This window comes from Modicisalibacter coralii, from assembly GCF_004117855.1.
Taxonomy (GTDB): Bacteria; Pseudomonadota; Gammaproteobacteria; order Pseudomonadales; family Halomonadaceae; genus Modicisalibacter; species Modicisalibacter coralii.
This window is the reverse complement of the sequence record NZ_QWBW01000037.1, coordinates 24,452-45,333: the sequence shown is the minus strand read 5'-3', so window position 1 is coordinate 45,333 and position 20,882 is coordinate 24,452. Positions and strand designations below refer to the sequence as shown.

General features: G+C 67.4%; 14 protein-coding genes and 4 tRNA genes. 10 read left to right on the top strand and 8 right to left on the bottom strand.

From position 1 onward, the window contains the following. Positions 1–65 precede the first annotated feature (65 nt). The 3 genes from D0901_RS17945 to D0901_RS17935 all read left to right on the top strand — a co-directional run bounded on the left by D0901_RS17945 (position 66) and on the right by D0901_RS17935 (position 2,105). Complete coding sequence (locus D0901_RS17945; protein WP_129141671.1) at positions 66–638, top strand: hypothetical protein; 573 nt, start codon at positions 66–68, stop codon at positions 636–638. 91 nt (positions 639–729) lie between these two features. Next, the gene (locus tag D0901_RS17940; protein WP_129141670.1) at positions 730–1,707 is read left to right on the top strand and encodes an NADPH:quinone reductase; all 978 of its coding nucleotides are present in this window, start codon (positions 730–732) and stop codon (positions 1,705–1,707) included. After that, positions 1,707–2,105: a septal ring lytic transglycosylase RlpA family protein gene (locus D0901_RS17935; RefSeq protein WP_129141669.1), complete on the top strand. Its 399-nt coding sequence runs from the start codon at positions 1,707–1,709 to the stop codon at positions 2,103–2,105. Before D0901_RS17940 ends, D0901_RS17935 begins: the two co-directional genes overlap by 1 nt. 90 nt (positions 2,106–2,195) lie before the next feature. On the opposite strand, the gene D0901_RS17930 is transcribed toward D0901_RS17935, so the two are convergent. From D0901_RS17930 to betI, 4 genes are all read right to left on the bottom strand, one after another. After that, complete coding sequence (locus D0901_RS17930; RefSeq protein WP_129141668.1) at positions 2,196–4,646, bottom strand: acyl-CoA dehydrogenase; 2,451 nt, start codon at positions 4,644–4,646, stop codon at positions 2,196–2,198. Between the two features lie 153 nt (positions 4,647–4,799). Beyond that, positions 4,800–6,488, bottom strand: coding sequence for a choline dehydrogenase (betA, locus tag D0901_RS17925; RefSeq protein ID WP_129141667.1), 1,689 nt, complete (start codon positions 6,486–6,488; stop codon positions 4,800–4,802). Between the two features lie 82 nt (positions 6,489–6,570). Continuing rightward, positions 6,571–8,040 (bottom strand): betaine-aldehyde dehydrogenase, encoded by a 1,470-nt coding sequence (gene betB / locus D0901_RS17920; protein WP_129141666.1) that lies wholly within the window; start codon positions 8,038–8,040, stop codon positions 6,571–6,573. 37 nt (positions 8,041–8,077) lie between these two features. Further along, the gene (gene betI, locus D0901_RS17915) at positions 8,078–8,677 is read right to left on the bottom strand and encodes a transcriptional regulator BetI (protein ID WP_203234899.1); all 600 of its coding nucleotides are present in this window, start codon (positions 8,675–8,677) and stop codon (positions 8,078–8,080) included. A 223-nt stretch (positions 8,678–8,900) separates the two neighbouring features. Here betI and D0901_RS17910 point away from each other — a divergent pair, with 223 nt between their 5' ends. From D0901_RS17910 to D0901_RS17890, 5 genes are all read left to right on the top strand, one after another. Next, positions 8,901–9,854 (top strand): choline ABC transporter substrate-binding protein, encoded by a 954-nt coding sequence (locus tag D0901_RS17910; RefSeq protein ID WP_129141665.1) that lies wholly within the window; start codon positions 8,901–8,903, stop codon positions 9,852–9,854. Between the two features lie 73 nt (positions 9,855–9,927). Then, positions 9,928–10,004: transfer RNA gene (locus D0901_RS17905), tRNA-Met, on the top strand. Positions 10,005–10,141: 137 nt separating this feature from the next. Further along, positions 10,142–10,217: transfer RNA gene (locus tag D0901_RS17900), tRNA-Asn, on the top strand. Positions 10,218–10,276: 59 nt separating this feature from the next. After that, positions 10,277–10,352 (top strand) — tRNA-Asn (locus tag D0901_RS17895). Between the two features lie 28 nt (positions 10,353–10,380). Continuing rightward, positions 10,381–10,456: transfer RNA gene (locus D0901_RS17890), tRNA-Asn, on the top strand. 124 nt (positions 10,457–10,580) lie between these two features. Here the strand turns inward: D0901_RS17890 and folK are convergent. Next, positions 10,581–10,997 carry a 2-amino-4-hydroxy-6-hydroxymethyldihydropteridine diphosphokinase gene (gene folK, locus D0901_RS17885; RefSeq protein ID WP_129141664.1) on the bottom strand — a complete coding sequence of 139 codons (417 nt, stop codon included), beginning with the start codon at positions 10,995–10,997 and terminating at the stop codon, positions 10,581–10,583. 217 nt (positions 10,998–11,214) lie between these two features. Between folK and folE the strand changes: the two genes are divergently transcribed. After that, positions 11,215–11,817, top strand: a complete 603-nt coding sequence (gene folE, locus D0901_RS17880; RefSeq protein ID WP_224416963.1) for a GTP cyclohydrolase I FolE — start codon at positions 11,215–11,217, stop codon at positions 11,815–11,817. 63 nt (positions 11,818–11,880) lie between these two features. Here the strand turns inward: folE and ligB are convergent, their stop codons facing one another. Together ligB and D0901_RS17870 are read right to left on the bottom strand one after the other, a co-directional pair. Continuing rightward, positions 11,881–13,608, bottom strand: coding sequence for an NAD-dependent DNA ligase LigB (gene ligB / locus D0901_RS17875; protein WP_129141662.1), 1,728 nt, complete (start codon positions 13,606–13,608; stop codon positions 11,881–11,883). Between the two features lie 90 nt (positions 13,609–13,698). Further along, a complete protein-coding gene (locus D0901_RS17870; RefSeq protein WP_129141661.1) occupies positions 13,699–15,750 on the bottom strand; it encodes a carboxy terminal-processing peptidase in 2,052 nt (683 codons plus the stop codon). 145 nt (positions 15,751–15,895) lie between these two features. On the opposite strand from D0901_RS17870, the gene D0901_RS17865 reads away from it, so the two are divergent. Continuing rightward, positions 15,896–17,194, top strand: a complete 1,299-nt coding sequence (locus tag D0901_RS17865) for a M18 family aminopeptidase (RefSeq protein ID WP_129141660.1) — start codon at positions 15,896–15,898, stop codon at positions 17,192–17,194. Between the two features lie 98 nt (positions 17,195–17,292). On the opposite strand, the gene rne is transcribed toward D0901_RS17865, so the two are convergent. Beyond that, a complete protein-coding gene (gene rne / locus D0901_RS17860) occupies positions 17,293–20,721 on the bottom strand; it encodes a ribonuclease E (protein ID WP_129141659.1) in 3,429 nt (1,142 codons plus the stop codon). Positions 20,722–20,882 lie beyond the last annotated feature (161 nt).

Sequence of the window (20,882 nt, the reverse complement as noted above, 5' to 3'; positions counted from 1 at the left end):
GCGTAGGGGCGAGGGGGCGGGATATGCTAGGCTTCGGCGCCGATCATCGAGCGAGGAAACCACGCATGAGAGTCGTGCACGTGAAAGAGTCGCAGCCCCGCGAGGCCTGTCTGGCGCGGCTGTGCGCCGAGGTCTATGGTCACCAGGCGGGTCTCGCCCCGCTGGCGACCTTCGCCGGGACGCTGGGCGTGCTGTTCCGTCAGGAGGCGGCGCGGGTGGTGGCACTGGTCGACGATGCCGCGCGGCCCGTGGCGCTGGCGCTGCTGGTCTTCGACCGCGAGGGGCGCAGCGTGGAGCTGGCGCTGATGACCGGTCTCGAGGAGGCCGACGTCGACGCCCCCGCCGAGCGCCTGGTCGCGGCGCTGGCCGAACGCATGCCGCTGCGCGTCAATGCCACCGACGCGACCCAGCAGGCGATGTTCGAGCGTTGTGGCATCGCACGCTGGCTGGACGCGCCGGGCGACCTGCGCATCGGCCTGGCCCCCGGGCATCCGCCGACCGACCTGGCCGATCTGCCGACCAGCCTGAATTTCGACGGCAACGCGGTGATGCAGTCGTTCAAGCAGGACCGCGCGTTGTTCGACGGCTACAAGACGCGTTTCGTGCGCGGGCTCGAGGCGTTCCCGGCGACATTGTGACGGCCTCCAGGCCGGTGATGCCTGGCTGGCGTCCGGCCCGGGGCGGTTGTAGGGTGAAGCGGTTTCGTTCGCTGAATAAGGAAAGTCGGCCATGGCCAAGTCTATCCAGTTTTCCCGTACCGGCGGCCCCGAGGTACTCGAGGTCGTCGACGCGGCCCCCGCCGAGCCCGGCCCGGGCGAGGTGCGCATCGCCAACCGGGCGGTGGGGCTCAACTTCATCGATATCTATTTTCGTACCGGGTTGTATCCGGCGCCGAGCCTGCCCTCCGGGCTGGGTACCGAGGGCGCCGGGGTAGTGGATGCCGTCGGCGAGGGCGTGTACCACCTCGCGGTCGGCGATCGCGTCGCCTACGCCCAGGGTCCGCTGGGCGCCTATGCCGAGCTGCACGTGCTGCCCGCCGAGAAGGTCGTGGTCTTGCCCGACGGCATCGACTTCGAGACCGCCGCGGCCTCGATGCTCAAGGGCCTGACGGTGCAGTACCTGCTGCGCCAGACCCATCGCGTCGAATCCGGCGAGACGATTCTCTTTCACGCCGCGGCCGGCGGGGTCGGCTCGATCGCCTGTCAGTGGGCGAAGGCGCTGGGCGTCAAGCTGATCGGCACCGTCAGTTCTCCCGAGAAGGCCGAACTGGCGAAGGCCAACGGCGCCTGGGCGACCATCGACTACACCCGCGAGAACGTGGTCGAGCGGGTCCGCGAGCTGACCGGCGGCGAGATGGTGCCGGTGGTCTACGACTCGGTGGGCAAGGACACCTGGGAGACCTCCCTGGACTGCCTGCAGAAGCGCGGCCTGATGGTCAGCTTCGGCAACGCCTCGGGGCCGGTCGAGAACGTCAATATCGGCATCCTCAACCAGAAGGGCGCGCTCTACGTCACGCGACCGAGCCTCAACGGCTACGCCGATACCCGCGAGCGTTTCGAGTCGATGTGCCGCGACCTGTTCGAGAGGCTCGAGAGCGGCCAGGTCGAGGTCGCCATCGGCCAGCGCTACCCGCTCGACAGGGCCGGCGAGGCGCAGCAGGCACTGGCCTCGCGCCGGACCACCGGCTCGACGATTCTGCTGCCCTGATGCCGGGACCAAGAACCTGCCGGGCGGGGCTTGCCGTGGTGGCCCTGACGCTGCTCGCCGGCTGTGCCGGGGTTGACTCCCGCAGCGGGGAAGGCACGCCCCTGCAGAGCGGCCGGGCCGCCTATTACAGCGATGCCTATCAGGGCTCACGGACCGCCAGCGGCGAACGCTACGACCGCGCGTCGCTGACCGCGGCCCACCGGCGCCTGGCGTTCGGCACCCGGGTACGGGTCACCAACCTCGACAATGGCCGTGAGGTGGTGGTGCGCATCAACGACCGCGGGCCGTTCACGCCGGGGCGGGTCATCGATCTGTCCTACCGGGCGGCGCAACGCCTGGACATGGTCGCCAGCGGCATCGCCCCGGTGCGCCTCGAGGTCGTCGAACGGCCCCGCTGACCCCTCCGGCGATGTGAAAGAGTCCCCCGCGAAACGACAGCGCCCCGGCCGATCAGGCCGGGGCGCTGCACTTGCGACAGTGGCAAGGGATCAGGCGGCGTCGTGCCAGACCACCTTGTCCTTCTCGGTCGCGAAGGCGTCGAAGGGGAACGAATCGACGGTGAGCATCTCGAGGACTTCCGCTTCATAGGCGCGCATGAAGGCGGCGTCCTCCTCGCCGATCAGCCCCGCCTCGAGGGCGGCATCCAGACGTTGTTCGGGATGCAGGGCCTCGGCGGGCAGCTCGCCCTTGGCATAGGCCTTGTTGATCGTCCGATAGAGCGGCTCGGCACGCGGGTAGTCGGCGAGCAGCGCGTTGTAGCGGGCCAGCGGGTTGTCCTGCTCGCCTTCCTGCTGGGTATCCCAGGTGTCGAGCAGCATCTTGCCGCGCAGCGCCGTGGCGTTGGAAATCGCCTGGGCGATTTCGCGGGTCAGGGCATCGTCGGGTTTCTTCCAGCGCCGCCCCAGCGGCATGACGATCGCCGCCAGGCCCGTCGCCAGGCCGCGATTCGGCAGATTGTCGAACAGTTCGATGAAGGCCTGTTCGGCACGGTAGAGCAGGGTCCGGCAGCTGTAATGGAACAGCGCCGCCTCGTGCTCGACGGTGTCGGTCTCGTGCCAGTGCTTGATCACCATCGAGATCAGATAGAGGTTCGACAGCACGTCGCCGAGTCGCGCCGAGAGCATCTCGCGTTTCTTGAGACTCGAGCCCAGGCTGGCCATGGCGGCGTCGGCGCACAGGCTGAAGCCGGCCGACAGACGGGCGACGTCCCGGGCGTAGGGCGCGGCGACCTCGTCGAAGGGCACGCCGGGGCGACCCAGGCCGAACGCCTGGGTGAAGGCGCGGGCGGCGTTGCCGAAGATCAGCCCGACATGGCCGAAGAACGCCTTGTCGAAGGCCACGGCATCGTCGGCGTCCTTGGCGGCGAGTTCCTCGAGCACGTAAGGATGGCAGCGGATCGCCCCCTGGCCGAAGATCATCAGGTTGCGGGTCATGATGTTGGCACCCTCGACGGTGATCGACACCGGCACGGCGCTCCAGCCCAGCCCCAGGTAGTTGCGCGGCCCCAGGGTCACCGCCTTGCCGCCGTGAACGTCCATGGCGTCGGCGAGGATCTGGCGCTGGAATTCGGTCAACTGGCTCTTGAGGATCGCTGAGGGCACCGCCGGCTTGACGCCGTGGTCGATCATGTTGGCAGTCTGCATCACCGCCGCCTGGGCGATGTAGGCATGGGCGGTCATGCGGGCCAGCGGCTCCTGGACGCCCTCCATCTCGGCCACCGGCACGTTGAACTGACGGCGCACGCGGGTGAAACCGCCCGACCAGCCGCTGGCGTAGCGGCCCACCCCGGCGGCGCCGGAGGGCAGGGTGATGCAGCGGCCCACCGACAGGCATTCGACCAGCATGCGCCAGCCGTGGCCGGCCATCTCGGGGCCGCCGATGATGAAGTCGAGCGGAATGAAGACGTCCCGGCCGACGATCGGGCCGTTCATGAAGGGGCTGCCGATGGGGTGGTGGCGGCGGCCGATCTCCATTCCCGGGGTGTCCCGGGGGATCAGCGCGCAGGTGATGCCCAGGTCGCTGTCGTCGCCGAGCAGCTTGTCGGGGTCGAACATGCGAAACGCCAGGCCCACCACGGTGGCGATCGGCGCCAGGGTGATCCAGCGCTTCTCGAAGGTCAGCTTCAGGCCCAGGACTTCCTCGCCCTGGTACTCGCCACGGCAGACGACGCCCACGTCGGGCAGCGACGTGGCGTCCGAGCCGGCACGCGGGCCGGTGAGGCCGAAGCAGGGGATCTCGCGGCCGTCGGCGAGCCGCGGCAGGTAATGGTTCTTCTGGGCCTCGGTGCCGTACTTGAGCAACAGTTCGCCGGGGCCGAGCGAGTTGGGCACGCCCACCGAGATCATCAGCGTCTCGTTGACCACCAGCTTCTGCAGCACCGCCGACTGCGCCTTGGCCGAGAAGCCCAGTCCACCGTACTCCTTGGGGATGATCATGCCGAAGAAGCGTTCCTTCTTGAGGTACTCCCACAATGCTTCGGGCAGGTCGGCGCGCTCGCGGGCGGTCTCCCAGCTGTTGCACATGCCGGCGGCCACCGAGCACTGGTGATCGATGAAGGCGCGTTCCTCGTCGCTGAGGCCGTCGTCCCGATAGCTCAGCAGGCTCTGCCAGTCGGGACGCCCGGAGAACAGTTCGCCGTCCCAGGCGACGCTGCCGGCCTCGAGAGCCGAGCGCTCGGTGTCCGAGACCTTGGGGGCGACCTTGCGAAACAACGCGAAGGCACGCGGCGACAGCCATTGCCGGCGCAGCACGGGCAGTCCGCAGGCGGCGATGGCGGCGGCGATCACCAGCAGTACCACGCCGGTGACCGGTGCCCCCGCGACGAGGCCGACCAGGCCCAGAAGGCCGGGCACGGCAAGCGCCGCGACGGCGCCGGCTTCACGGCGCATGACGACGATCAGACCGATGACGGTCAGGATGACGAGTAACAGGGCAGTCATGGGCATCTCCGAGGATGGCGGCAGACGGATTCGAACGTGCGTTTGAATACGCTTCAGCCTAGTGCATTTATCCCCGTCTGACCAGCCCCGGGCGTATCGCTCCCCCACAAAAAAGCCCCGCATGGGCGGGGCAGGCAAGAGAACCCTGGGCTGTCAGGCCGGGCGCCGGGGTGCCTGGCGGGCCGGGGCGTCGCCGGCGACGTAGTAGGGCACCTCGGCCCTGGGCAGCGGCTCGCGGCCGCGCACCTTGTCGGCCATCTTCTCGGCGATCATGATCGTCGGCGCGTTGAGATTGCCGGTGGCGATGACCGGCATGATCGAGGCGTCGATCACCCGCAGGCCCTCGAGGCCGTGAACGCGGCCGGCGCCGTCGACCACCGCCATCTCGTCATGGCCCATCTTGCAAGAACCGGCCGGGTGATAGGCGGTCTCGGCATGCTGGCGGACGAAGGCGTCGAGCTCGGCGTCACTCTGCACGTCGGGACCGGGGGATATCTCGCGGCCGCGATACTCGTCCATCGCCGGCTGAGCGATGATCTCGCGGGTGAGGCGAATGGCGTCGCGGAACTCCTGCCAGTCCTTGTCCCTGGACATGTAGTTGAACAGGATGCTGGGCGCCGCCTTGGGGTCGCGGGACGTCAGGCGGATACGCCCGCGGCTCATCGAGCGCATCGAACCGACGTGGGCCTGGAAGCCGTGCGCCTGCACCGCGCTCTTGCCGTTGTAGCTGATGGCGATCGGCAGGAAGTGGTACTGCAGGTTGGGCCACGCCTCGGCATCGTGGGTACGGATGAAGCCCGCCGCCTCGAACTGGTTGCTGGCGCCGATCCCCCTGCCCAGGAACAGCCATTCGGCGCCGATCTTCGGCTGGTTGTACCACTTGAGCGCCGGATACAGCGAGATCGGCTTCTTGCATTCGTACTGGATGTACATCTCCAGGTGGTCCTGGAGGTTCTCGCCGACGCCGGGCAGGTCGTGGACCACGGGAATGTCGAATGCCGCGAGGTGCTCGGGGTTGCCGACGCCGGAACGCAGCAGGATCTGCGGCGAGGCGATGGCACCGCCGCACAGCAGCACCTCGCGGCGCGCCCGCACTTCCTGCGCCTGTCCCTTGCGGGCGTAGCTCACGCCCACCGCGCGCTTGCCCGTGAAGAGGATGCGGTCGGTCAGGGCGTGGGTCTCGATGGTCAGGTTGGGACGCTGCCTGGCGATGTCCAGATAGCCGCGCGCCGTGGATGCCCGCCGCCCGTTCGGCGTGGTGGTGCGGTCCATGGGGCCGAAGCCTTCCTGCTGGTAACCGTTGACGTCCTCGGTGGCCGGGTAGCCGGCCTCGATGCCGGCCTGGATGAAGGCGCCGTAGAGCTCGTTGTTGCCTGGCTTGGGCGTGGCGACCGAGACCGGCCCGTCGCCGCCGTGATAGTCGTTGGGACCGATGTCGCGCGTCTCGGCACGCTTGAAGTAGGGCAGGCACGCGAGATAGTTCCAGTCCTCGAGGCCCGGTGTCCTGGCCCAGTTGTCGTAGTCGAGCGCATTGCCGCGCAGGTAGCACATGCCGTTGATCAGCGACGATCCGCCCAGCCCCTTGCCGCGTCCGCATTCCATGCGGCGGTTGTCCATGTGGGGCTCCGGGTCGGTCTCGAAGGCCCAGTTGTAGCGCTTGCCCTGCAGCGGGTAGGCGAGCGCCGCCGGCATCTGGGTGCGGAAGTCGAAACGGTAGTCGGGGCCGCCGGCCTCGAGCAGCAGGACCTGCACGTCGGGGTCCTCGGTGAGACGGGTGGCGAGCACGTTGCCGGCGGAACCGGCGCCGATGATGATGTAGTCGTATTCACGAGCCTGCGTCATGGGTGGCCCTCCTGCGAATGGTCGAACGGATCAAGGCGAGAGCGGGCGCAGGGGCCGGCCATGACGGCCGGCCCGGGCCGGATCAGAACACGGCCGGGAAGGGGCCCATCTCGATCTGCACGGACTTGATCTGGGTGTACTGATCGAGCGACGACAGGCCGTTCTCGCGCCCGATGCCCGATTCCTTGTAGCCGCCGACCGGCATTTCGGCGGGCGAGTCGCCCCAGGTGTTGATCCAGCAGATCCCCGCCTGCAGCCGGTGAATGACCCGATGGGCGCGGTTGAGCCCCTCGCTGAACAGCCCGGCGGCGAGACCGTAGGGGGTGGCGTTGGCGCGCCGGATGACCTCTTCCTCGTCGTCGAAGACCAGGATCGACATCACCGGGCCGAAGATCTCCTCGCGGACGATGCGCATGTCGTCGCGGCAGTCGGTGAAGACCGTGGGGGCCGCCCAGGCGCCCTTGGCGAAGTCGCCGTGGTTCCAGCGCTCGCCGCCGACCAGCACGCGGGCGCCTTCCTGCTTGCCGAGGTCGATATAGCCCTGGACCTTTTCGAGATGCTCGAAGCTGACCAGCGGGCCGAAGTTGACCCCCTCGTCGAGCGGATCGCCGGCCTTGATGCGCTCGACGCGCTCCTTGACCTTGGCCTCGAAGGCGCTCTTGATCGAACGGTGCACGAACACGCGCGTGCCGTTGGTACAGACCTGACCGCTGGAGTAGAAGTTGGCCATCATCGCCGCGTCGGCGGCACGATTCAGATCGGCGTCGTCGAAGACGATCAGCGGCGACTTGCCGCCCAGTTCCATGGTCACTTCCTTGAGGGTCGAGCCGGCCGCCGCGGACATCACCTTCTTGCCGGTCCCGGCTTCGCCGGTGAAGGTGATCTTGTCGATGTCGGCGTGCTGGGTCAGCAGCTCGCCGACCCGGCCGTCGCCGTGAACGATGTTGAACACACCGTCGGGCAGGCCCGCCTCGGTGAGGATCTCGGCCAGCAGCATGGTCGTCAGCGGGGTGACCTCGCTGGGCTTGAAGACCACGGCGTTGCCCGCCGCCAGTGCCGGGGCGCTCTTCCAGCAGGCGATCTGGATCGGGTAGTTCCAGGCGCCGATCGCGCCGATCACGCCCAGCGGCTCGCGGCGGGTGTAGACGAAGGAATCCTCGCGCAGCGGTATCTGCGTGCCCTCGATGGCCGGCGCCAGGCCGGCGTAGTACTCCAGTGAATCGGCGCCGGTGACGATGTCCACCGCCCGGGTCTCGCTGATCGGCTTGCCGGTGTCCAGGGTCTCGAGGTGCGCGATCTCGTCGTTGCGCTCGCGCAGCAGGGCGACGGCACGATGCAGGATGCGGCTGCGCTCCAGGCCGGTCATCGCCGCCCAGGTCCGCTGGCCTTCCCGGGCCGAGGCGACGGCGCGGTCGACGTCGTCGGCCGATGCCTGCTGGACGTCGGCCAGGACCTCGCCGTTGGCCGGGTTGACGGTCTCGAAGGTCTCACCGGAGGTGGCGTCCACCCGGCGTCCGCCGATATAGAGTTGCTGGGTTTCGAGTGTGGCCATGACAGCCTCCGTGATCGTTGGATGAAGGTCGCACCGCTCAGGCGTAGCAGTCGGCGCGGGCCAGTCGTTCGTCAAGATAGTTGTAAGCCAGATGCCGGGCGCGCTCGATGTCGAGCCCTTCCGGGGCCAGGGCCCCGCGCAGCCACAGGCCGTCGATCATCGCCGCCAGCCCGCGGGCCGCCCGACGGGCCTCGGCATGCGTCAGACAGCGCCGGAACTGGCAGCAGAGGTTGGAATACAGCCGCCGGTCGTTGACGCGCTGCAGACGCTGCAGATCGTGGCGGTGCATGCTCGAGGCCCAGAAGGCGAGCCAGGTCTTCATCACCGACTGGCTGGTCTGGCTGCGATCGAAGTTGCCGTCGATGATGGCTCGGATATGCGCTTCCGGGCTGTCGTCCAGCGACCGCCTGCGGCGTGTCGCCACCGCTTCGCCCAGGTCCTGGAGGATCTGGCGCATGGTGGCTTCGAGCAGACCGTCCTTGCCGCCGAAATAATGACTGATGATCCCCGCCGACACGCCGGCGCGCCTGGCGATCCGCGCCACGGTGGCATCCGCCAGACCGACCTCGTCGATCGCTTCCATGGTGGCCTTGATCAGTTGCCGCCGCCGTATGGGTTCCATTCCGACCTTGGGCACGGGCTTCTCCTCTGCTGTCTTGCCGAGGCGGGCGTCGCTGGCGTTGAAAGCCGACGCCGAGCGTTCACGCCTCGTTGGGCTATAGTGTGCAATGCTTTTATTGAACGTTCAATCAATAAAAAGTTATTGTATAGTGGAATGTGAAAGCGAGTATCGCATAATTTGATGTTATCGAAGTGCTCGATTCGAGCATCTGGACGCCAACCCGCAGGAGAAAGCATCCATGAGCAACAAGACGTCTCTCACCCTGATCGCCGGCGGTCTGCTGGTGTCGATGTCCCCGCTGGCCATGGCCGACGTGCCGCAGAGTTGCCAGACCGTGCGCTTTGCCGAGGTCGGCTGGACGGACATCACCGCGACCACCGCGCTGACGACGCAGGTTCTCGAAGGGCTCGGCTATGACGTGACCAGCGACACGGTCTCCGTGCCGATCGCCTACGCCGGCATGAAGAATGGCGATTTCGATGTCTTCCTGGGCAACTGGATGCCGTCGATGGCGTCGATCAGTGACCCCTACGTCGACAAGGGGCAGGTCGACCGGGTCGGTGCCAACCTGGAAGGGGCGAAGTACACCCTGGCGGTGCCGCAATACGTCTACGACGCCGGTGTCACCTCGGTCGCCGATCTCGACAAGCACGCCGACAAGTTCGGGCATCACCTGTATGGCATCGAGGCCGGCAACGACGGCAACATGCTGATCCAGGACATGATCGACGACGACGCCTTCGGGCTCGGCGACTGGCAGCTGATCGATTCCTCCGAGGCGGGCATGCTGGCGGAACTCAAGTCCAAGGTGAAAAATCAGGGGTGGATGGTGTTCCTGGGCTGGGAGCCGCATCCGATGAACACCAACTTCGACATGGCTTACCTCGAGGGCGCCGACGACTACTTCGGGCCCGATTACGGCGGCGCCACCGTCTACACCAACACGCGTGCCGGTTATGTCGACGAGTGCGCCAATGTCGGCCAGCTGCTCGAGAACCTGACGTTCACCCTCGACATGGAGAACCAGGTGATGGGCGCGATCATGGACGATGGCGACAAGCCCGCGGCGGCGGCACGCAGCTGGCTCAAGGCGCATCCCGGCGTGCTCGACGGCTGGCTCGAGGGCGTCACCACGGTCGACGGCGGTCAGGGCCTGCCGGCGGTCAAGCAGTCGCTGGACATTGCCCAGTAGGGCCCGGACTTGCCAGCCGTACGTTCGGCAGGCATAATTCGCCCCCGTTCGGCCTGCTGGCCGGGCGGCTAGTGGCTACGTAGCTCAGCTGGTTAGAGCACATCACTCATAATGATGGGGTCCCCTGTTCGAATCAGGGCGTAGCCACCAGGATTTCTCGAGACGCCCATCGGCCCTGGTCGATGGGCGTCTTGCGTCGCAGGCCCTGCCGCGGCACTCGGACGTCGGACGTAAGTCTTGACGAATGAAAAGGAATCCGTATACTACGCCGCGTGCTCAGGCGTTGTTCCCCGATAGCTCAGTTGGTAGAGCAAATGACTGTTAATCATTGGGTCGCAGGTTCGAGTCCTGCTCGGGGAGCCAACCAACGCCACGCGCTCGACGGAGTTCGCTCCGTGGTGCGACGACACATGTTTCGATGTTCCCCGATAGCTCAGTTGGTAGAGCAAATGACTGTTAATCATTGGGTCGCAGGTTCGAGTCCTGCTCGGGGAGCCAACATCGACATCTCACATTGCCGCGTCATTCCCCGATAGCTCAGTTGGTAGAGCAAATGACTGTTAATCATTGGGTCGCAGGTTCGAGTCCTGCTCGGGGAGCCAGCCCGGCGGCGATGGTCTAGCGTTACCTTCCTGTTTTCTTTCCCGGTCCGGCATTCGTCGGAATCGTCGTGCGTGTCTTCGCCCAGTGAGCGACGCAGGCAGAGTGCTGCTTCGGCCCGAGAGTTCAGGCCGTGAAGGGCGCGAGCACGATACCCGATTTCTCCAGAACTTCCCGAACGGGGACCATGACGTAGTCCTGCTGCAGGGCGTCGGTGTCCACGACCCGGCGGTCCCAGAGCACGATATCCAGATCGAGGGTGCGGGGCCCCGACTTGATCGGGCCGCGGCGGCGTCCCAGGCGATCCTCGACACGCTTGAGGTACTGACGGAAGTCGGCGTAATCGAGCGCAGTGGTGACCAGATAGGCGCCGTTGAAAAAGTTGGGTTGTGCCTGATAACCGACCGGGGCGGTCTCGATGATGGTGGAGGCGGCGAGGAGTCGGCATTCGGCCTCGAGAATCGCCGTGGCCATGGCGATGTGGCGGTGTGGGTCGATGTTGGAACCCACCGAGATCAGGCATTCATGCTCGACGTCAGACATTGCAATCCATGGGTGATCGGCGCGTGTGATGTCTATAACATGCCGCTTCGACGCCTTTCAACAGAGCGCGTCCGGCGGCGACCGGTCCGGGGGACCCGTCCATGAGGTTCGTGATATCCTCTCGTCAGGCTTATTGCAGCCCATCCACTGGTTTCAGCCCGCCGGCCAGGCCTGGCGCGGGTGTGACCCGAACGTGCCTGATTTCATGAGGGTTAGCATGGCATCGACACCTCCGAGCCGTGAAGAGGCGGAAAACGCCGTAAGGACATTGATTCGCTGGGCGGGCGACGATCCCGAGCGCGAGGGGCTGATCGACACGCCCGCCCGGGTTGCGCGTGCCTACGAGGAATTCTTTGCCGGCTACACGTCCGACCCGGTGAGTATCCTCGAGCGCACCTTCTCGGAAGTCGAGGGCTATGACGAGATGATCGTCATGAACGACATCCGTTTCGAGAGCCATTGCGAGCATCACATGGCCCCGATCATCGGCAAGGCCCACATCGGCTACATTCCCGACCGGCGCGTCGTGGGCATTTCCAAGCTGGCGCGCCTGGTCGAAGTCTATGCCAAGCGCCTGCAGATCCAGGAAAAGATGACCGTGCAGATCGCCGATACGCTGCACGAGGTGTTGCAGCCGCAGGGCGTCGCGGTGGTCATCGAGGCCTCGCATCAGTGCATGACCACGCGCGGTGTCCACAAGCCCGGCGCCAGCCTGGTGACCAGCCGCATGCTGGGCACCTTCCGCGAGGATCCGGCGACGCGGCGTGAATTCCTGAGGATGTTGAGTTTGTCGGGCGTCGACTCGATGTCCAACAACTGATCACCCCGAGTCGTGCCGACGACGCCACGCCAACCGGCGTGGCGTCGTCGTTTGCGGGCGCTTTCAGCGAGCCAGGATGCCCCGTTCGGCCAGTTCGTCCAGCAGCTCCCGGGTGCCAGGCTCATGGAAGAAGCGCCAGAGCGCGTCGGCACCGACCTCGCCGATACCCTCGATGCGCCGCCAGTCAGCCCGCTTTCGTGCGGCAAGCGCCTCGATGCCGGCGAAATGGCCATCCTGTTCCAGGGCGCTCGGAGCGACACTGGGCAGCCCCAGGGCGCTCAGCCAGGCGCTGTCGGGCGCCCCGCGTGCCGCGTCGAAAGCGGCCGTCCAGTTGCCGGCCCTGACCGGCCCCACGCCATCGAGCGCCTCGAGCTGGGCGCTTTGCAGGTCCAGCCAGTCCAGCAGTGACGTGACCAGCCCCGCGTCCACCAATTGTTGCCAGCGGCTTTCGCCGAGCCCGTCGATGTCGAGCCCCTGGTCGCCGGAAAGCCACACCAGGCGCGCCAGAAACTGCTGGCGACAACCGGGCGAAGGGGTCAGGCAGCTGAAGGCGTGGTAATCGCCGGGCTCGGGAGCCTCGACCGGTGGTCTGGGCTCGACACGCAGCTCCACCGAGTCGAGGTGCGGAATGGTCAGCCCGGCCAGGGAAACCCGCACCTGGTCGCCGGGACGCACGTCCAGCGCTCGCCAGTGGTCTAGCGAGCCGAGGCTGACCCGGGTGACGGTACGGTCGTCGAGCGTGACCGGGTCGAGTCGGGCGATGGGCGTGATGCGCCCGGTGCGGCCGATCGAGAAGTCGATGCGCTCGACAGAGGCCAGTGTACGTTGCGCTGGATATTTCCAGGCGATCGCCCAGTCGGGCGGTTCGGGGCGCCAGGTCGATGCCGCCGGGCGCCGGCTCTGGCGCAGCACGATGCCATCGCTGGCGAAGGGCAGGGCGTGGCGATACCACTGCTGGCGCTGACTCACCACGTCGTGCAGATCGTCGACGCGGCGCGTGTTGCGCCGGGTCCGGGTAAAGCCCCAGGCAGCCAGCCGGTCGAGTCGCGAGGCCATGGTGCCAGGGCCGTCCGGCCAGTCCCAGACGAACAGGCCGATGCGCGCGGCGGCCTCGGCATCCAGGGTGTCGCGGGCCATCAGGCCGCTGATCGCGGCGCGGGCACCGTCGGTGCCGTCGCGCGCCTGCACGTGTCCGGGTCGCTTCGCGTAGAGTTCGCCCTGCAGCACGACCCGCGGCGGGGCGTCGGGCAGTCTCTCGGGGATGGCCGCGATCCGGTGCGCCTGGGGAAGCCAGTTCTGGCCGCGTCGTCCGTCGCCGCGGCTGATGGCTTCGCTGAGGCGGCCGTGTTCGTAGAGCAGGGTGATGGCGACGCCGTCGACCTTGGGCTGGATCCACAGTGTCCGGTGTCGGCGGGCGCGCAGCCAGTCGGCGATCGCCTGGCGGGAGGGAGCCTTGTCCAGCCCGGTCTGGACCACGGGATGGCGTACGCGGCCATCGGTGGGGGCATGGGCCTGAGAAGCGGGTTCGGTCAGACCCAGGCAGTGTCGCCAGTGCGCCTGGCGCCGCTTGGCGGCATCGTAGACCCCGTCCTCGACCAGGCGGGTGCCGTGCTGGTAGTAGGCCTCGGCCCAATGCTGAATCCGCTCCGAGAGTTGCGTCAGGTCGTGACGCAATTGTTCGGGGGGCCGGTCGGGGCAGGGCCGGGGCGCGGCCCGGACGGCCGGCAAGGCGAACGCCAGCGCGAGTGTCAGGGTGGCGGTCGACAGGCAGCGATGGGCGAGGCTGGGCATGGTCGGTCTCCCGGGCTCGATACGAGACGCCGCCGCCCCGTAAGGGCGGCGGCACGCTGTACCGCGAGCCGGCAGACCCGCCGATAAGGTTCAGCGGGACCGGGTGAGTCCGGCGTAATCGAGCACGATCTCGGAGCCTTCGATCACCTGGGCGCGGTCGACCGGCTGCACGTCGTCTTCCTGCTCATCGTCGTCGGCATTGCGGGCGTCGACCCAGTTGTCGAGAGGCGTCATGCCGAGTGCCTGACGGCGACGATTCTCGAGGGCCAGCTGTTCCTTCTCCTGGGCGTCCATCTCTTTCTGGCGCTGTTCCCGGTTGAGACTGATGGTGGTCTGCTGCTCGCGGAGCTTCTTGACCAGGCTGGCCTGCTGCTCGAGATAGGTGAAGTTGGGGTCCGACGCGGTGCGCGCCTCGTGGCGGGCCTCGAGGGTATCGAGATAGCGCGCCGGATACCCGTACTGGCGATACTGGACGGCACGCACCGTATCCCACGGCAGAGCATTGTCGAGGCTGCTTTCGCCGATGGTGTCGGGGTCGATCAGGCTGGGGAACTGGATGTCCGGGGTCACGCCGCGCAGTTGCGTGCTCTCGCCGGAGACGCGGTAGAACTTGGCGCGGGTCAGCTTGATCTGGCCGTGGCTCAGGTCGTTGAGCGTCTGGACCGTGCCCTTGCCGAAGGTGCCGCTGCCGATGATCAGCGCGCGGCCGTAATCCTGGAGCGCGCCGGCGAGGATCTCGGAGGCGGAGGCGGACAGCCGGTTGACCAGCACGCCGAGCGGCCCGTCGTAGGAGACGCCGCTGTCGGTGTCGCCATACAGGCTGATGCGACCGCGGGCGTCGCGGACCTGGACGGTGGGGCCGCGATCGATGAACAGGCCGACCAGCGAATTGGCTTCCTGCAGGGCGCCGCCGCCGTTGTTGCGCAGGTCGAGAAGAATCCCCTCGACGTTCTGCGCCTTGAGCTTGTCGATCTCCTTGGCGACGTCGCGGGTCGAACTGCGGTAGTCCGCCTCGCCGGCCTGCCAGGCATCGAAGTCGACGTAGAAGGTGGGGATCTTGATCACCCCGATGCGATGGTCGCCGTCGTCGCGGTGCAGGGTCACCACTTCGCTGCTGGCGGCCTGGTCCTCGAGTTCCACGGTGTCGCGGACGATCTTGACCACGTGGGAGCGCGTGACGTCCACGGCCTTGGCGGGAACGATGTCGAGTCGCACCGTGGACCCCTTGGGCCCGCGGATCAGGTCGACCACGTCGTCCAGGCGCATGCCCACGACGTTGACCATCTCGCCGCTGTCGCCCTGGCCGACGGCGACGATGCGGTCGGCCGGCTGGAGCACGCCACTCTTGTCGGCGGGACCGCCGGGCACCAGGCTGGCCACCTTGACGTACTCGCCCTCGGTCTGGAGCAGGGCGCCGATGCCTTCCAGGGACAGGCGCATCTGAATGTCGAACGACTCGCTCTGGCGCGGCGAAAAGTATTCGGTGTGCGGGTCGACGGTGCCGGTGACGGCGGACATGAACAGTTCCAGCACGTCTTCGGGGTTGGTCTGACGGACCCGCGAGAGCTGGCCTTCATAGCGATCGTGCAGGGTCTTGTGAATCTCCTCGGGTGACTGATCGCTGAGTGACAGTGTCAGCGCGGCATTCTTCAGACGCTTCTGCCACAGCGTATCGAGGGCGGACTCGCCGCTGGCCCAGGGTTCGCCTTCGCGGTCCAGGGCGAGACGCTCGCTGGTGGTGTAATCGAAGTCGAGACCGTCGTCGACGCGCGCCAGCAGCCATTCGAGACGCGCCTCGAGGCGTTGCTGGTAGCGGTCGTAGAGGGCGTAGACCCGATCCAGCTGGCCCTGGGTCACCGCCTCGTCGAGCGAGTCGCGCAGGTCGTCGAAGGCATCGACATCGCGCTGGAGAAGGTAGGCCCGCTGCGAGTCGAGGACGTCGAGGAAGCGGTCGAAGGCGCGCTGCGACCAGGCGTCGTCGAGTTTGACGTCGGCGTAATGGCCGTACTGCAATGACTCCGCGACTTCGATTGAGGCCTGTCGCTGGGCATCCGTGGGGGTAATGTCGGCGAATGCCGGTACACCCAACGCGATCAGCAGGACGAGGACCAGTACGCGCTGGGTGGCTGCAATCAGGCTCATCAATGAAGCACTCCCGGTTTCATGTACACTTCGTTCCTTGGGCCCGGTGGGCCCCAAGTGACCGGCACGAGCGACAGGCTGGCACGAACCGGTTTCGCATTGTAGCAGCCTGTGTCGCCAGACACAGACCTTGACGAGGATGAGCATGCCCCAAGACCCGACCCTAGAGCGACTGCTCACGTTTCTTAAGCGCTCCCCGACGCCCTGGCACGCCACGGCGAACATGGTCGAGCGCCTGGAGAAGGCCGGTTTCCGGCGTCTCGACGAGACCCAGGCCTGGACCCTGACCCCCGGAGAGCGTGTCTACGTCACGCGTAACGCGTCGTCGTTGATCGCCCTGCAGCTGCCCGAGGGGCCGCTCGAATCGCTGCGCATGATCGGCGCCCATACCGATAGCCCGGGGCTGCGCTTGAAGCCCAATGCGGCGCTTCGCAACCACGACTGGCTGCAGCTCGGCGTCGAGGTCTATGGCGGTGCGCTGCTCGCGCCCTGGTTCGACCGTGACCTGGGGCTCGCCGGGCGCGTCCACGTGCGGCGCGACGACGGGCGTACCCAGGGCGTTCTGATCAACATCGACCGGCCCATCGCGACGATCCCCAGCCTGGCGATCCATCTCGACCGGGAAGCCAACAACGGCCGCGCGCTCAATGCCCAGACCCAGATGGCGCCTGTCCTGCTGCAGGGCGGTGGGCAGCAGGATCTCGAGGCGTTGATCAAGCGCTGGCTCTACGAACAGCACAACCTCGAGAACGTCGAGCCGCTGGCCTTCGAGCTCTGCCTGTACGATGTCCAGCCGCCGAGCCGGGTCGGCATCGAGGAAGAGCTCGTCGCCGGGGCGCGCCTCGACAATCTGCTGTCCTGCTTCTGCGGTCTCGAGGCGCTGCTCGATTCCCGGGGGCGTCAGGGCGCGCTGCTGGTGGCCAACGATCACGAGGAGGTCGGCAGTGCCAGCGCCTGTGGCGCCCAGGGCCCGTTCCTCGGCGACGTGGTGCGGCGTGTCAATGCCCAGTGCGGCGTTGCCGGCGAGGAGGGGCTGGTGCGGTTGATCCAGGCCTCGCGGCTGATCTCCTGCGACAATGCCCACGCGCTGCACCCCAACTTTCCCGACAAGCACGATGCCGCCCACGGGCCAGCGATCAACGGCGGACCGGTGATCAAGGTCAACGCCAGCCAGCGCTACGCCACGACCAGCGAGACGGCCGCGCTGTTCCGCGACATCTGTCGCGAGGCCGGGGTGCCGGTGCAGAGCTTCGTGACCCGGGCCGACATGGCCTGCGGCAGCACCATCGGCCCCATCACCGCCACCGAGCTCGGCGTGCCGACCCTCGACGTGGGCGTTCCGCAATGGGCGATGCATTCGATCCGCGAGACCGCCGGCAGTCACGACATCCGCTATCTGATCCGCGCCCTGACCGCCTTCGTCGATCGCCCCCAACTGGCGTGATCGTGCTACCCACACGATAACGCCCGCCATCGGGGATGGCGGGCGTGAAGGGAGGCATCGGGCGCCGTGGCGGCGCCCGTGGTCCTTGTGACCGTCGTTCAGCGGCCCTCTTCGGTCTGGCTTTGTTGACGACGCTGTTCGCGGGGGTCGTTATGGGCCCGGCGACGCCGACGGCGGCTGCCTTTTTCGCTGGCCTCGGGGGTTTCCTCGCCAGTCGTCTCTTCGGCAGCCGTCTCCTTGGCAGGCGATGCAGCAGTCGTCTCTTCGCTCACCGATGCTGCGGCAGCCGATGCTGCGGCAGGCTGCGCTGTATCGGACGGGCTTGCGGCAGTCGTCTCGGCGGGTTCTTCGCCCTGGCCGTCGGTCGTCGGCGTACTCGGTTCGGTGACCGCGTCGTTTACCGGGGCCGTGTCGCTGGCCGCGGGCGCTGACTGGCGGTCTTTCGAGCGAGTGTCGACCGAGCCGGTTTCGTCGCCCTGTGTGGCGGTCTGGTCGGCATCGCCAGTGGCTGCGACGGTTTCGTCGCCGGGCGTCGATATGGCCTCGTCGGCGGCCGGCGCGGTGCTTGCGGCGTCATCCGAACCGGCTGACCGGGCACGGGCGTCGGTATCTTCCGTCTGCGCCGCAGGGGCATCGCGTTGCGGCGTGGTGTCGGACGTCGCGGCTTCCGTGTCGCCAGCGCTCTGCGGGTGACTCGCTGACGATTCGCTCGATGCCGGCGTGGGCGTCGCCTGGTTCGCTTCGCGGGGAGCCGTATCGTTCTCGGCAGGAGCCGACTCGGTCCTGCCGGTCGCCGTCGCGTCGTCCTCCGGGGCCTGTGCCGCGGCCGGCTCGCTGGCGGTCTCGGCCGCCGGGCGCCGCGGACGCGCGCTCTTCTTCGCGCGTGGCTTGTCGCCGGACGTTGCCGGCCCCTGCGCCTTGGCAGTCGGTTCGCCGGCGGCCGGTGTCTCGGTCGCCGCCGTCGCGGCCTCGTCCTTGGCGCTCTCGTCGGCCGACGCGGGCTCGGCGGCGTCCGTATCGGGCGCTTGGGCGGCCTTGGCCGGCGTCGCGTCGCGGGTCGTCTCGGTCGGGCGTGATGCGTCGGTCGCCGGGGTTGCGCTGGCTTCGGCACTCGACGCCGCCGGGCTTGCCGGCTCGGCAGCGGCCTCGGCCTGCAGGCGCTCCTGCTCGGTGACGGCTTTCGGGTTCAGGGCGTGCTTGCGCGAACGCTGACGCGGGTTGTTGCGCGTGCGCTTGGGCTTGCCGTCCGCCGCGGTGGTCTGCTCCGCGGATTCCGCAGGCTTTTGCTCTTTCTGCTCCTTTTTCTCGGGCTTGCCGGCGTCACGGCGCGAGCGGGACTCCGGCTTGTCGCCCTTATCGCCTTTGTCGCCCTTGGTGGCCGGCTTGTCGGTCTTTTCTGTATCCGCGGACTTCTGGCGGCCGGGCTTGCGCTCGTCACCGCCGTTCTCCTGGCGCGGGGACTTGCCGTTGCGCTTGTCGTCACGCGACTTGTCGCGTTGGGCGTTGTCGTCACGGCGGTTATCGTTGCGGCGAGCACCGTCACGCCGGGCGTCGTCACGCCGGGCGTCGTCGCGCTTGGTGTCGTCACGCCGGGCGTCGTCACGCTGATTGTCGTCGCGCCGGGCGTCGTCGCGCCGGGCGTCGTCACGCCGTTTATCGCCCTGTTGGCTGTCGCGGGAGTCGCGACGGCGATTGCGGTTGCCGCCGTTGTTGCGACTCTCGGTATCGGCCGCCGGCTTGTCGCTCGCCGGCGTGCGGCTCGGCGAGTCCTGGTGGGCGCTCGAGGAGGGTGCCTCGTCGGCGGGGCCGATCAGCTTGCCCAGGCCCTTGAAGAAGCGCGAGAGCAGGCCGTTGGGCGCCACGACGGGAGTCTCGTCGGCGGGCTGGGCGTCGTCGGCGCCCTGCTGCAGGGACGCGGGTGCCGGTGCGGTGTGGACCACGCTCTTGACGGCCGCTTCGCTGCGCTGGATCGGCTTGGCCAGGGTGAGATCGGGCTCCTTGCCGACCTCGGTATCGGTGGACAGTTCGAAGCTCGACTTGTCCTCGCCTTCGTCGCTGACGTGATCGTCGCGCAGGCGCTGGACGTCGTAGTGGGGGGTGTCCATCTCGGCGCTGGGCAGCAGGATCACCTTGACGCCCTGCCGGGCTTCGATGTCGGCGATGGTGGCGCGCTTCTCGTTGAGCAGGTAGGTCGCCACGGGGATCGGCAGGATGGCGCGGATCTGGGCGCTGCGCTCCTTCATCGCCTCTTCCTCGATGAGGCGCATGATCGACAGCGACATCGAGCGCACGTCGCGGATGGTGCCCTGGCCGTCGCAGCGCGGGCAGACCACGCCGCTGGTCTCGCCCAGCGAGGGACGCAGGCGCTGGCGTGACATCTCCATCAGGCCGAAGCGCGAGATACGCCCGATCTGCACGCGGGCGCGGTCGAGCTTGAGCGCATCGCGGACGCGATTCTCGACCTCGCGCTGGTTGCGCGCCGGCGACATGTCGATGAAGTCGATGACCACCAGGCCGCCGATGTCACGCAGGCGCAACTGGCGGGCGATCTCGTCGGCCGCCTCCACGTTGGTCTGCAGGGCGGTTTCCTCGATGTCGCTGCCACGGGTGGCGCGTGCCGAGTTGATGTCGATGGAGACCAGTGCCTCGGTATGATCGATCACCACCGAACCGCCGGAGGGCAGCTTGACCTCGCGCTGGTAGGCGGTCTCGATCTGCGATTCGATCTGGAAGCGCGAGAACAGCGGCACGTCGTCGGCGTAGAGCTTGATCTTCTGCTGGTAGGAGGGCATCACCTGACGAATGAAGCCGAGCGCTTCCTGGTGTACCTCGGGGCTGTCGATCAGCACCTCGCCGATGTCCTGGCGCAGGTAGTCGCGCATGGCGCGGATGATGACGTTGGATTCGCGGTAGATCAGGAAGGGGGCGGAGCGCTTGCCGGCTTCCTCGGTGATCGCCTCCCAGACCTGGGCGAGGTAGTCGAGGTCCCACTGCAGCTCCTCGGTGCTGCGGCCGATCCCGGCGGTACGCACGATCACGCCCATCTTGTCGGGCAGGGTCAGGGCGCCCATGGCGTCCTTGAGCTGGGCCCGCTCGTCGCCCTCGATGCGCCGCGAGATGCCGCCGGCGCGCGGGTTGTTGGGCATCAGGACCAGGAAACGGCCCGCCAGGCTGATGAAGGTGGTCAGCGCCGCGCCCTTGTTGCCGCGTTCTTCCTTGTCGACCTGGACGATGACTTCCTGGCCTTCCTTGATCACTTCCTTGATGTTGGGGCGACCGGAAGGGTCCTTGACGAAGTATTCGCGGGAAATTTCCTTGAGCGGCAAGAAGCCGTGACGTTCGGCGCCGAAGTCGACGAAGGCGGCTTCCAGGGAGGGTTCGACGCGGGTGATCTTGCCGCGGTAGATGTTGGCTTTCTTTTGCTCTCGGGCGCCGGACTCGATGTCCAGATCGTAGAGGCGCTGTCCATCGACCAGAGCGACGCGCAGCTCTTCGGGCTGGGTCGCGTTGATGAGCATCCGTTTCATGTTGTCTCGCTAGTTGGCTCGCGCCGGTAGGCGGGCCTGGGGACAACGCTGCTGAAATGTCGGCGCGGGCGGTTCACGATGCGCGCGGGCGAAGCGGCAGGGGCCGACTCGAGTCAGGCCTGCCCCGGTACGCCAAGCGCGTGGTGCTTGTTTCCGCACGT